The sequence below is a fragment of the Neobacillus vireti genome (assembly GCF_001026695.1).
GTDB lineage: Bacteria > Bacillota > Bacilli > Bacillales > Cytobacillaceae > Neobacillus > Neobacillus vireti.
Window position 1 is genome coordinate 228738 of record NZ_LDNB01000014.1, and the last position, 13665, is coordinate 242402.

General features: G+C 39.2%; 12 protein-coding genes. 11 read left to right on the forward strand and 1 reads right to left on the reverse strand.

What is annotated here, in order from left to right; all coding sequences use genetic code 11:
* Positions 1-3 precede the first annotated feature (3 nt).
* The 8 genes from AA980_RS18505 to AA980_RS18540 all read left to right on the forward strand — a co-directional run bounded on the left by AA980_RS18505 (position 4) and on the right by AA980_RS18540 (position 8943).
* Positions 4-1266: a PTS ascorbate transporter subunit IIC gene (locus AA980_RS18505; protein ID WP_024026962.1), complete on the forward strand. Its 1263-nt coding sequence runs from the start codon at positions 4-6 to the stop codon at positions 1264-1266.
* 730 nt (positions 1267-1996) lie between these two features.
* Positions 1997-3022, forward strand: a complete 1026-nt coding sequence (locus AA980_RS18510; RefSeq protein WP_024026961.1) for a LacI family DNA-binding transcriptional regulator — start codon at positions 1997-1999, stop codon at positions 3020-3022.
* 26 nt (positions 3023-3048) lie between these two features.
* Positions 3049-3987 (forward strand): dihydrodipicolinate synthase family protein, encoded by a 939-nt coding sequence (locus tag AA980_RS18515; protein ID WP_024026960.1) that lies wholly within the window; start codon positions 3049-3051, stop codon positions 3985-3987.
* A gap of 144 nt (positions 3988-4131) precedes the next feature.
* Positions 4132-5190 carry a sialidase family protein gene (locus tag AA980_RS18520; RefSeq protein WP_024026959.1) on the forward strand — a complete coding sequence of 353 codons (1059 nt, stop codon included), beginning with the start codon at positions 4132-4134 and terminating at the stop codon, positions 5188-5190.
* Positions 5191-5386: 196 nt separating this feature from the next.
* On the forward strand, positions 5387-6718 hold the full coding sequence (locus AA980_RS18525; protein WP_024026958.1) for an ABC transporter substrate-binding protein: 1332 nt from the start codon (positions 5387-5389) through the stop codon (positions 6716-6718).
* A gap of 54 nt (positions 6719-6772) precedes the next feature.
* Positions 6773-7687: a carbohydrate ABC transporter permease gene (locus AA980_RS18530; RefSeq protein ID WP_024026957.1), complete on the forward strand. Its 915-nt coding sequence runs from the start codon at positions 6773-6775 to the stop codon at positions 7685-7687.
* Between the two features lie 7 nt (positions 7688-7694).
* Positions 7695-8537, forward strand: coding sequence for a carbohydrate ABC transporter permease (locus AA980_RS18535; RefSeq protein ID WP_024026956.1), 843 nt, complete (start codon positions 7695-7697; stop codon positions 8535-8537).
* A 37-nt stretch (positions 8538-8574) separates the two neighbouring features.
* Positions 8575-8943, forward strand: a complete 369-nt coding sequence (locus AA980_RS18540; RefSeq protein WP_024026955.1) for a RidA family protein — start codon at positions 8575-8577, stop codon at positions 8941-8943.
* Positions 8944-8979: 36 nt separating this feature from the next.
* Here the strand turns inward: AA980_RS18540 and AA980_RS18545 are convergent, their stop codons facing one another.
* The gene (locus AA980_RS18545) at positions 8980-9312 is read right to left on the reverse strand and encodes a hypothetical protein (RefSeq protein ID WP_024026954.1); all 333 of its coding nucleotides are present in this window, start codon (positions 9310-9312) and stop codon (positions 8980-8982) included.
* Positions 9313-9519: 207 nt separating this feature from the next.
* On the opposite strand from AA980_RS18545, the gene AA980_RS18550 reads away from it, so the two are divergent.
* The 3 genes from AA980_RS18550 (at position 9520) to AA980_RS18560 (ending at position 13613) form a co-directional block, all read left to right on the forward strand.
* Positions 9520-11304 (forward strand): cache domain-containing sensor histidine kinase, encoded by a 1785-nt coding sequence (locus AA980_RS18550; protein ID WP_024026953.1) that lies wholly within the window; start codon positions 9520-9522, stop codon positions 11302-11304.
* 5 nt (positions 11305-11309) lie between these two features.
* A complete protein-coding gene (locus AA980_RS18555; protein ID WP_235815110.1) occupies positions 11310-12434 on the forward strand; it encodes a response regulator in 1125 nt (374 codons plus the stop codon).
* A 138-nt stretch (positions 12435-12572) separates the two neighbouring features.
* A complete protein-coding gene (locus AA980_RS18560) occupies positions 12573-13613 on the forward strand; it encodes an ABC transporter substrate-binding protein (protein WP_024026951.1) in 1041 nt (346 codons plus the stop codon).
* The last annotated feature ends 52 nt before the right edge of the window (positions 13614-13665 follow it).

Below are 13665 nucleotides of genomic sequence, written 5' to 3' on the forward strand. Positions count from 1 at the left end.
ATCATGTTACATTTAATCATGAATGATATTTTAGGAACCCCGGCAATCTTAGTTGGTTTATTTGCCTTAATTGGATTGCTATTACAGAAAAAGGGAATTGCGGATGTGGTGTCAGGCACCTTAAAGACTATAATGGGCTTTATTATCTTGGGTGCAGGGGCAACAGTTCTTGTGGGTGCACTAGATTTATTTGGGCAAATGTTTGAACATGCCTTCCATATTAAAGGAATCATTCCAAACAACGAAGCGATTGTGGCTTTAGCCCAAAAGACATTTGGTGCTGAAACAGCGATGATTATGGTATTTGGTATGGTGGTAAATATTGTATTAGCCCGTTTTACAAAATTTAAATTTATTTTCTTAACAGGTCACCATACGATGTTCATGGCTTGTATGCTGGCAGCTGTATTATCAGCCAGTGGAATAACGGGTGTAGCCCTGATTGTGATTGGCTCTATTATTCTAGGGGCACTAATGGTATTTATGCCTGCGCTGCTACAGCCGTATACTAGGCAAATTACCGGTTCTGATGATGTGGCAATTGGTCACTTTGGATCGTTTGGCTATTTTGTATCAGGTACAATTGGTAAATATTTCGGAAATAAAGAAAAATCAACAGAAGAAATTAAAGTACCGAAATCCCTTGGATTCCTTCGTGACTCTTCGGTCGCATTAGCATTAACAATGGCTTTAATGTTTATCGTTGTTGCTGGTTTTACAGGATCTTCCTTCATTGAAGATAAACTAAGCGGTGGAACAAACTTTATCGTATTCTCCCTTACCCAAGCGATTACATTCGCCGGTGGAGTATTCATTGTATTAGCAGGTGTTCGAATGGTTATTGCGGAAATCGTTCCCGCATTTAAAGGAATTGCTGATAAGGTCGTTCCAAATGCGAAACCAGCTTTAGATTGCCCAATTGTCTTTCCATTTGCACCAAATGCAGTAATTGTTGGATTCTTATCCAGCTTTATCGCTGGTGTTATCAGTATGTTCTTACTTCCTATTTTCGGATTAGCTGTCATTGTACCTGGTCTTGTTCCTCACTTCTTTACAGGTGCCGCTGCAGGAGTATTCGGGAATGCAACAGGTGGCAGACGTGGAGCAATCCTAGGCTCGCTTGCTAACGGATTAATCATCAGTTTCTTACCAGCCTTGCTGCTGCCTGTCCTTGGTTCACTTGGATTCAACGGAACAACATTCGGTGACGCCGACTTCGGCATTGTCGGAATCTTATTAGGTAATCTTTTAAAATTGTTTATGTAAGGATCGATAGATTTGCAGATTATGAAAAAAACATGCCGCCGGGGCAGAAAAAGAAACAATAGTTTTTGAAGGTTGAAAAACTTACCTTCTTAAACAAGTAAAGAAAACGACTATCAAATTTTGATAGTCGTTTTTTACTGAAAATAAGGAAGGAATCACCGTTAAAAGGAAGAATGCCTGGAATAACTTTGAAAAGAGGGAGGTTGGGAGTAGTGAATGGCACCAATAACAGATATACATGGTATCTCCACAGGAATTCCATATGTTATACTAGCAATTTAGAAACCTTGAGTTTCCGTTAAAGGATATTTTTGGATATTAGGAGAGAAAGCTATGTAGTTTGTTTTTGCAGTTACTGCTGCCAGCTGCTTTGGTTTAAGGGGAATCCTTTATCATTGGACATCACAGCGACCGATTGATCGCAATTGTGGGAATTCTTATCCTTCGTATGTCTCCTGAAATTTCGGTGCCTGACACCCAACGTAAGGAAGATGGGGAGCAAATTGTTCTCTGTCTTTTTTGCCGTTGGAAAGCCTTTCAATCAGTGCAGTTATACCACAAAACAAGCTGTAAAAAGTGGGCATTTTAGTGGTCTCCGACATGCACTTAGTCCCCTTAACAGGACAAGTTATCCGTCTGTATTAACTGAATATTTTATGTATTGACAAGTTTTTGAAAATATATTAATGTTAGCTATAACGTTATAGCAAATTATTGAGGGAGTAGTAAAATGGCCAGTATAAAGGAAATTGCAAAGCTAGCAGGCATATCGATGGGGACAGCTTCCTTTGTGCTTAATGGCAAAGGTGATCAAATGAGAATTTCTAAGGCTACACAAGAGAAAGTGTTGGCTGCAGCGAAAGAATTAGGTTATCGGCCCAATATTTCTGCCAGACGACTTCGAAGTGAAGGGGAAAAGGTAGTTCCAGTCATTGCGATTCTTTGGACTTTGGATACCCGTGTATCACTAATCAGTCGGTTTTTAGAAGGAATTCAAGGGACGTTTGCAGGGCAAGGTGATGGGTTTGAGCTTATGGTTCAGCCTTATGAAAACTCGAAATTAGATAAATTGAATAGCCTAATCACTGGAACACGTTTTAACGGTGCCATTGTTGCGAACGCTTCAGATGAAGATATTGCCTATCTGGAAAATAACGAAATAAATGTACCAATTGTTTTGTATCAGCGGAAATCTGATAAATACAGTACAGTATCTGTTGATAGCTATCAATCGGGTGTAATGGTTGCTGATTTATTCGCAAATAGAGGACATAAAACGTCAGGGATTATTTTACCTAATGTATCTTCTCAAGCTGTTCGTCTTCGAAAAGAAGGGTTTATGGACAGGGCTCATTCTTACGGCTTACAGGTTCCATCCAATCACATAGTTTCAGGAAGCTTCTCTGAAGAGGGGGGGTATCAATGTGTGAAAGAGTTGATTTCAAAAGGAGAATTGCCTTCCTCTTTGTTTACTTTGAGTGATCAAATGGCGGTAGGTGCATTAACTGCGCTTTATGAGGAAGGGATTCGTGTTCCTCAAGATGTTGAAATAATGGGTCATGATAATAATGAAAATACAAAGTTCACCATACCGTCCCTTTCGACTATTCATTTACCTGTTGAGGAGATGGCAGCTGCATGCGTAAATATGCTGATGGATCTTATTGAACAAAAAGTAAAAGCACCTGTTTCTAAACTATTTAATAGCAGCTTTGTTATTCGCCAAAGCTGCGGAGGAGTTTGTGAAGATAATTAGTACATATGGTATGAGGAGAGGTTTTTATGAACTTTGCGTTAAAAGATGGCAATTGGCCAGTGATGATTACGTTCTATACTGAGGATAATCAGATTGATTATTATGCGATGGAACGCCTGATTAATTGGTATAAATCAAATGGGATGGATGGATTATTTGCAGTTTCTCAATCTAGTGAAATGTTCCATCTTTCTCTTCCGGAAAGAGTCGAATTAGCCCGCTTTGTAAAGGCCAAAGCAGGAACGAATGTACAGGTAATCGCTTCAGGACATATATCAGATACAATAGAAAATCAAATTGAAGAAATAAAGCAAATTTCAGCGACTGGAATTGATGCTTTTGTGCTGGTCAGCAATCGATTAGCAACTGCTGAAGAATCAGACGAGGTATTTAAGCAAAATATAAAGATGATTTTACATAAAATCCCAGGTGTTAACTTTGGTATTTATGAATGTCCTTATCCGTATAAGCGATTGGTTTCACCCAATTTACTAAAATGGCTGGCAGACACAGAGAGATTTTTCTTTTTGAAAGACACTTGTTGTGACCTTAAGCAAATAAATGAAAGAGTTGGCGCAGTTAAGGGAACGAATTTAAAAATATTTAATGCGAATACTGCGACGCTTCTTGAATCTTATCGCCTTGGTGTAAGCGGTTTCAGTGGAGTGATGGCCAATTTTCATCCCGAATTGTATGATTGGCTCTCCAAGGTTTGGAAGGCAAATCCAGAGCAGGCCCAGGAAATTCAAGCATTTTTAGGAATGGCATCTATCTATGAATTACAACAATATCCAGTGAATGCAAAATATAATCTTCTGTTAGAAGGAATTGGTCATGGTCTTCAATGTCGTTCAAAAAACGCTGCTGAATTCGATATGTTACAAAAAATAGCGATTGAACAGTTGCGAACTGTAACAAAACTGTTCAAGGACACGATTCTTAGCAAAGGGTCCAATCCTTTCTGATAAAACTCCTTAATTACCAATCTAGCTTTTATAAAGAGGAGGTAGAATTAATGAAATATAAGCTTATTTACTTAAAGAAAACGGAATCGATAAAGATTGAGAACTCCCAGTGATCACAAAAATATATAGGAGTAGCGATTTCAAATGCTGAAAATGAAAAATTGGAAAAAAGAAATCCTTCTAGAAGAGGGGCACCGGTATTTTAAAAATTGTCATGCTTCGACGATTGTAAAGCTCCCAAATGGTGATCTATTAGTGGCTTATTTTGCTGGTATGAAAGAAGGTTCCGGTGATACGGCAATCTGGGTTTCGCGAAAAACAGCTGGTAAATGGCAAACACCAGTAAGAACTATTTCTAAGGAAGGAACGGCTCATTGGAATCCTGTCCTACATCAAGAAGAAAATAAGCTTTGGTTATTTTACAAAGTTGGTGCTACCGTACATACGTGGAAAACAAGGGTTGCCGTTTCGGAAGATGATGGGCAAACATGGATAAAGGACAAGGAGCTGGTGGATGGGGACCCATTACCGAGAGGGCCAGTTAAAAATAAACTACTCTCGTTATCAAACGGCCATTGGTTGGCGCCAGGCTCCACTGAGGATGAGATTTTTTGGGATGCATTTGTTGATGATTCCGCAAACAAGGGGCTGACTTGGGAAAAGTATGATGTTCCATTTGAACATAAAGCAATAAATAATTTGAACGATGCGGTAATATGGGAAGGCTTACAGAACGAAGCGCTTTGGGAAAATGATCTAAACAAAGTTTTTAAATGGGATGGCATCATACAGCCTACTTTATGGGAATCAAAAGCTGGGTATGTTCACATGCTTTTACGAAGCACAAGGGGAACGGTCTATAGAAGTGATTCTTCTGATTATGGAAAATCATGGTGCCCTGCTTACCCTACAATGCTGCCAAATAATAATAGCGGTCTTGATGTCGTGAAATTGGCAAATGGATATTTAGTCCTGATCTACAATCCTATTTCAGGAAACTGGTCAGAACGATCGCCAATCTCCATTAGCTTTTCGAAAGATAACGGAAACTTGTGGACAGATCCCTATCACTTTGAAATCGAAAAGGGAGAATTCTCATACCCAGCTATTATCAGCTGTCAAGATGAAATCCATGTTACTTATACATGGAACAGAAAAAATATCGTTTATCAGTTTATCAACATTCCAGCATCGATTTTTTAATCAAAAATTATGCAGATTTCTCCAATATATTACTATGACCAAAAGTATCTGAATCTTCCGAATAAAATTAGGGAGGTGATCTTTTTATAGATTAAAAGACTTTGAAATTAGTGGGGGTTCTTCATAAGTAAGGCTTCGTGTTGCTTTGTTTTCAAAAAAAACATACTTATATTTTGTTAATAAGGGGGGCATTTAAGTGAAGAAAAAATTGGTTGGTTTTGTATTTATGTTAGTGCTGGCTTTAGGAACAGTTTTGGCAGGTTGTTCTCAACCAAAGGAATCGAGTTCAGACAATCCAAAGCAAGAAGGAAAAAATGGCGAAAAAACTGTAACAAATATTAACTTTTGGGGTGGCTGGACAGGTCCCGATGGAGATGTCATGAGGACACTTGTTGAGCAATTCAATCAAGAAAATGCTGATATTAAAGTGAATTTAGAAACATTGCAATGGACTCCGCTCTTTGAAAAATTAATTACGCAAACTAAAGTCGGTAATCCGCCAGCACTAATGGCCATGCACCCCCAAGATATTGCGCAATTTGCTTCGCTGGGAGTTCTTGACCCAGATGCTGCTAAAGGAGCTGGTGTAGAAAAAGACCAGTTTAATGCCAATGCCTGGGACGGAACCTTTTATGACGGAAAGCAATATGCCATTCCATTAGATATGCATATGCATGCCTTATACCTTAACAACGAAATGTATGAAAAAGCAGGATTGGATCCAGCGAATCCGCCAAAAACTGGTGAAGAATTAATAGATTATGCAACAAAGCTGACAATTGATGCGAATGGGAAACATCCAAATGAAACCGGGTTTGATATCAATAATGTTAAACAATGGGGCTTAGGAATGCCGAATAACCATCACGGTTTCTACCTTTGGTTTGCTTTGCTAAATCAACAAAATGAAAAACTGCTTGATGATTCTGGAAAGAAAACCGCGTTTAAAGATGACGCAGGAGAGAAGGCGTGGAAGTGGTTAGGTGAGCTTGTCTATAAACATCATGTCGTTCCGGCCGGACAAAAGGCACCGATGGATGATTTTAAATCGGGACTTACGGCAATGGTTATTGATGGACCATGGCAACTGCCAGGTTTAGAGGGCCAAGATGCACTTAAATGGTCAACGGCTGCATTTCCACGTATTTTTGCAACGGATGCTGTATGGGGCAGTGCACACGTATTAACTTTTCCTAAGGTAAAGGATGCAAAGGAAAGGGAAGCCGCAGTAAAGCTGGCCAAATGGATTGCAGAACATTCCGAGGCATGGGCAAAATCCGGGAATATCCCTTCCAATTTAACTGCACAGAAGGGGCTAGATGATCTTCCGGGAAGAAAAGCATTTATTGAAATGATGCCATACACCAAGGTTTTACCGAACATTCCAAAAACAGCACAGGCCTTTTCTGCCAGTTCGCCGAGTCCAATCATGAATGCCTCCCAAGGAATCTTGTTAGAAAATAAAGATCCGTCTGCTATAACCAAGGAGATGAGGGACGGACTAGAGGCAATAATAAGTCAACCCTAACGCATAAAGGGGTCGTTATTTTGGCCCCTTTTCTTAACAAAGGAGTGCATTTTAATGGCGGTACCTGATGTGTCCGTAAGTCCTGAGATTAAGCAAAAATATGATCGAATTTATCAAAAGCAGTGGCAGACAGCCTTATTATTTCTCCTTCCTTATCTCATCGTTTTTATATTGTTCCGATTGGGGCCAGGAATTGCCGGATTATTGACTTCATTTACATCCTGGCAAATTATCGGGACGCCAGAGTGGGTAGGGACAGCGAATTTTGAAGCCTTAATGAATGATAAGATGTTTTGGATTGCCTTTAAAAATACTTTGTTTTTTCTAAGTATTTCTGCGCCCGTTATGGTTATCGGTGCATTAGCGTTAGCGATCTTAATTAATCAACCGCTAGCCGGAAAGGTTTTTGCACGAACCGTAATATTCGCACCATACGTTGTTATGGCGACAGTGGTGGGTATTATTTGGAACTGGATTTATGATAAGAATTTAGGGTTATTAAATTACTATTTAAAGTTTCTTGGGGTAGGCAATGTCGAATGGCTTACTAGTTCAGATGTGGCAATGTTCGCCATTGCGATTACCACTGTCTGGTGGTTAATGGGATATAACATGATCCTTTTTCTTGCAGGGCTTCAAGGGATACCAGAAGATTTGTATGAAGCGGCGGTAATTGATGGTGCCACAGCATGGAAGAAGTTCATATATGTTACTCTCCCATTATTAAAACCAACCTTTTTTCTGGTTGTAATGCTTACAGTGATTAACTGCTTCCAAGTTTTTGACCAAGTTTATGTTATGACAGGCGGGGGACCGGGTACTTCCACCCTTACCATCGTTCAGTACCTATACTTTCAAGCATTTCAAAACTTTAATCTAGGTTATGGCTCTGCCATCGGATTTGTCATATTTATTGTGCTAGTTATCTTTGCACTCATTCAAAAACGTATCATGAGAGAGGAGGCATAAAGGGATAATGAAGAAAAAAAGAATGTCCCAAGGTGTCCTGTATGTTCTCCTGATGCTTGTTACTGCTGCTTTTGCGATGCCATTGGTGTGGACACTAACATCTTCCTTAAAATCAGAAAAGGATATCCTCCACTATCCACCAAAGTGGATTCCTGAATCGTTAACATTTGAAAACTATGCAGTTGTTTTGGAAAAGTTTAGTTTCTTACACTGGATGGTGAACAGTTTAATCATTGCGATTATTTCTACCTTCTTTGTCTTGATTTTCAATTCTTTGGCGGCTTACGCACTGGCACGGCTGGATTTTAAAGGAAGGGGTTTGCTGTTTGCGCTAATCGTCTCGATGCTGTTCATACCTATCCAAATTGATATCATTCCTTTGTTTTTATTCTTTTCCTATATTCATTTGACTGACACTTATTGGGCGTTAATTTTACCAACTATGGCCAATGTAACAGGTGTTTACTTATTAAGGCAATTCTTTGCATCGATTCCAAAGGAAATAGAGGAATCAGCTCGAATTGATGGATGTAATGATTTTCGAATTTGGCTGCAAATCATTCTCCCATTATCTAAGCCTGTTCTTTCTGCTGTTGCGATTATTACCTTTGTTTCAAGTTGGAACAATTTTCTATGGCCTCTGATAGCTACCAATACTGATAACTCCAAAACCCTGCCGGTCGGAATGGCCCAATTTATGAGCGCCCATGCGGGAGCAAGTGGATCGGCACCGGAGTACGGAATGACACTAGCTGCCTCGGTTATGGCTATTTTACCGACATTAATCGTCTTTTTTATCCTACAAAAACATTTTGTACGAGCGATTACTTCTTCGGGGGTAAAAGGATAGGACTAAAGCAAAAATAATAGAAAAGGGGTTTTTGAGAATGAAAGAAGAAATCAGAACTAGTTTAGCACCACTTCCAGTTGCCTGTTATTCACAGGGGATTTTGGTAAAGGGTACTTTGTATGTCGCTGGGCAAGGTCCGGTAAATGCGGTCACAGGTGAGATACCTGAAGGGATAGAAGCACAGACAAAACAAGTACTTGAAAATATTGGCCATATTTTAAAAGCGGCAGGTGCGGATTTCTCAGATGTAGTAAAAGTATCGGCATATTTGCAGAATTTGTCTGACTTCGAATCATACAACAAAGTCTATCAAGAATTCTTCCCAGCCCCATACCCCGTACGAACAACAGTTCAAAGCGGACTAGCAAACATCCTAGTCGAAATCGACGTAATAGCCGAATTATAAAAACAATGGGACGAGGGGACAGGCACCTCGTCCCATTTATAGACACAAAAAAGTAAACAAGAATACCAAAACAGATCCCAGGCTTATCGGATGCTTGAGATAGGATAGAAAAAACCGGGGAAGTGTTTGAACTTCCCCGTTATCTTTCTCTTTAAACACACCTCCAGTCACCGCGGAAAAAAGTGCGGAACAAAATAGCAAAATAATTTTGTACGACATATAATCCGTACTAACAGCGACACGAAACGTATAAACAAATCCTCTCTGAATTAAAAACCAATAGATGATGTAAGCAATCAATGCTTCCACTGTAATAGTAAGAAAAACCCTTAGTAAAAAAACAACTCCTCGATTACTAATCATATTCATGAGGAACACCTCCAATATCATGGGACATGGAGCCTGTCCCTATTATGCTTATATATGATAAAATATAAAATTATGAGAATTGTATAAGATTACATAGGGATTTTTGAGATGCTATGATTATCTCAAACTATCAGAATATTGTAAAATGTTTAGGGCATGGGGACCTCTAGGACAAGGAGCCTGTCCCCACGTCCCAGAGGTGAAACGATGAGTAAGCATTTTATGAATTTATCTCTTCAGAAGAAGTTGATGATTTTTTTTACGATTATTGTCATGATTCCGATGATTTTATTAGGAAATTTTATGTATCAGAAGACTTCGGAAATTGTTACGGTTCAGGTGAGTGAGCGGGTGCTTGAACGGTTAATTCAAATTAATAAGAATTTGACGTTTTTCACGAAGGACATTGAGCAGGTAAGCAATTATATCTATCGTAATGATGCGGTTCAAGGGGTTTTAATGAAACCCTCAGTTCGCAGTGATTTTGAGAAATATGAGGATTTTAATGAGGTAACATCACTTTTTGAAATGGTAAGAGGTTCAAAAAATTGGCGTCTGAACCTTTATATCATTGGATTGAATGGGGACCGTTATTTCACTGGCGAGTATCTTCCTCCTCAATACGACCAATATCTCGAAAATTGGGGTATTTTTCGGAAAGCCAGTGCAGCGAAGGGTGCCTTAGTTTGGGATACCCACTACACTATTCGGAAGGTTGATAATCAGGATATCGTATTAAGTGCCAGTAGACTATTAAAAAATACGAAGACAGGGGAACCAATTGGTTATTTGCTTATCGATGTACCGGAATCTACGATTGCAGATATTTATCAACAAAAAAAGGCAGACACGTCGCAATTATTTTTGCTCGATAAGGATGGGTATGTAATTTCGGGAAGTCCAAGTAAGACAACAATTGGGATGAAATTAGAGCATCCGGTCCTTGACAATATCTTGAATAGTCAGCGCGGTTATTTAAGGAAATCTTGGAATGGCCAGCCTGCGATTGTCACCTATGATACAAGTGAGGATGCGCATTATAAAATTGCCACCTTTATCCCAGAAAAAGAAGTAACAAAACGAAATATTCTCATCGGCTATATTACATTAATATTAGTTATCATTAGTTTTATCGTGGCCATTTGGCTTTCCTACTTTTTTTCAAAAACGTTAACAAATCCAATCCAGCGGCTGAACAGACTGATCAAAAAGGTTGAAAAGGGCAATTTAGAGGTAAGTTACCAGCCACGATATAAAGATGAAATCGGTTCACTTGGCCAGAGCTTTAACAACATGATCCTTCAGCTTAAAAAGCTGATTAATGAGAGTATCGAAAAACAAACGCTGCTGCAAGAGGCGGAAATAAAAACGCTTCGAGCGCAAATTAACCCGCATTTTTTATATAATACACTGGAGACGATTAGTGCAATCGCAAAGCTCAAGGATGTGAAAGTAGTAAGTGAGATGTCGATTGCACTGGGTGAAATGATGCGGTATTCCATCCATAAAGAGAAACAATTTGTCAAATTGGAGGAGGACCTCCGTTTACTGAATCATTATTTATTTATCCAGATGGTCAGATTTCAGGATAAATTTACGGTTGCCATCCATGTGGAAGAGCCTGCTAAAGAGCTCTATCTTCCACCGCTTTTAATCCAGCCCATTATCGAAAACGCGATTAATCATGGTCTTGAGATGAAACTTGGGGAAGGGGAACTGATTATTGATATTTTCATAGAACAGGATTTTCTTGTGATCAAGGTCAAGGATGATGGGCTCGGAATGGATGAGGCAACCTTAGCAAACATTTGTAACTTGACTCACGACACCAAGGATGCCAACCATACCGGGATTGGCATGGAAAATGTAATTAGGAGAATAGAGCTCTTTTTTGGCAGCAAGTATGGCGTCTTGATTGAAAGTAAGATCGATTGTGGCACAACGGTTACGATAAGGCTTCCAGTTATTCGCGAGAGGGGGGAGCATTTTTGATAAAGATGGTTATTGCAGATGATGAATGGCTTATTCGTGAAAGTCTTGTAAAAAGTATCGACTGGGATGCGCTTGGAATCAATATTACGGGAACTGCCTCCAATGGAATAGAGGCTTTGGAATTAGTGAAAACAGAGGCGCCACAATTGTTGCTTACGGATATACGGATGCCGGGAATTAGCGGCTTAGAGCTAATCGAAGCCTTAAAAAATGAACATAGTCATATGAAGATTATCATTTTAACCGGCTTTAGCGAATTTTCTTATGCACAGAAGGCAATTAAATTAGGTGTAAATGACTTTATCTTAAAACCGATTAACGAAAATGAACTGATAACGATCGTTAATCGGCTTGTTGAAGAGATTCAAACAGAAGAAAAGGAAATAGATGAACGGAAAAAATGGTATGTAATAAATTATCTAAAAGGTCTTCGGGAGTATCAGCCAGCCTTTTTCGAACAATCTGCACCGCTTTGGAAGCAGTTTGCGGTTTTATCATTTGAGGAAGCTACAAACGGTCAAGCCATCGCTGCAAAAATTAACCATAGATTTCCAAATAGCTGGAATATTCACGATGATCACTCGGAGGGGATACTGATTATTTATGAGATTGCCGATAAAAAGGAAACTTTTGAGGAGCTGACAAAGATTTTTTCAGACTTTGACGGCTATGTTGGCTGCAGTGAAATAGCGGCCGATCCTGAACAGTTACCAGCCCTTTATAAGCAGTCGTTGATTGCAAGGGGGCAAATCAAAATTGCAGGCAAAACCGGTTGTTTATTCTTCGAGCAGCTAGATTCCTATTTTAAAATTCAAGAGCTCCTGGAATATATTAACAGTCACTATCACGAACAAATTTCTTTGCAGAACTTTTCGGCCGCTTTTTATATTTCCGATAGTTACCTCAGCAGGATCTTCAAACAGTATACGGGCCAAAACTTTATTGACTATGTTACCAAACTGCGGATTGAAAAGGCGAAAGAGTTATTACTCTATTCATCTTTAAAAACCAATGAAATTAGCCATTCCATTGGTTATGCCGATTCAAGGTATTTTAGTCAAATCTTTAAAAAACTAACCGGTTATACACCTTCTGAATTTAAACAAACTGCTAAAAGGAAGACACCGTAAACATTCACGGTGTTTTTTTATCGTCTAGGAAAAGATATGAAATAATTTAAACATTTTCGAAAATGCGCCACGTTGTAATCGTTTTCAGCAAAAAATATACTTAGAGTATTCAAAATATCAAACTAAGGGGGAAAATTTGTGAAGAAACTATTATTATCCGTTTTTATGCTAATTTTGATTATTTCAACAGCAGCGTGCAGCAGTACTGACAGCAGTGGAGGAGAGAAAAAGAAGGAAGCCGATGTTAAGAAATCAACGAAAGTGACCGTCTATTCTCCGCACCAAGCTGAGATCATTAATCCAATCATTAAAGAATTCCAGGATAAAACGGGAATAACAGTAGACTTAGTTTCAAGTGGAACGGGTGAATTATTAAACCGTTTGAAGGCGGAATCAGCTAATCCGCTTGGTGATGTATTCTGGGGCGGCGGGGCTGAATCATTAGAAGCCTTTAAAGCCGATTTCGAAAAGTATGTGGTAGCAGATGACGCAAAAATTCCAGCAGAATATAAGAGTACGGATGGCCTTTGGGTTGGATTCTCCGCATTACCAATGGTGATTATGTATAACAAAGATATGGTAGCGGGTGCTGATGCACCTAAATCTTGGAAGGATCTTTTGAATTCCAAATGGAAAGGGAAAATCGCTTTTGCTGATCCGGCTAAATCTGGTTCTTCCTATACACAACTGGTAACAATGCTGGAAGCAAATAAAGATGATGGTAAAGATGGCTGGGATTTCGTTCGTAAATTTGTGAAAAACCTGGATGGAAAAGTCCTAAGCGGTTCAAGTATGGTTTACAAGGGTGTAGCTGATGGCGAATTCCCAATCGGTATTACGTTAGAAGAGGCGGCGTACAGATATATTGCCGGCGGGGCCAATATCGACGTTGTCTACCCAAGTGAAGGAACTTCAGCAGTTCCAGATGGAATGGCCTTAATTAAAGGGGCAAAAAATAAAGAAAACGCAAAGAAGTTCCTCGACTTTTTAGCTAGTAAAGAAGTTCAAGAATTAATCGTAAAAGAATTTAATCGCCGTTCTGTCAGAGATGATGTTGAGGCGCCAAAAGGGTTAACGGCTACAAAGGATATTCCATTAGTAGATTACGATTTTAATTGGGCGTCAACAAACCAAGCGGATGTCATGAAGAAATTCCAAGACATCGTTATCGGAAAATAATTGGCTAGAGAGAATAGTTTACTTTAACTATTCTCTCTTTAATAGGAAGGAT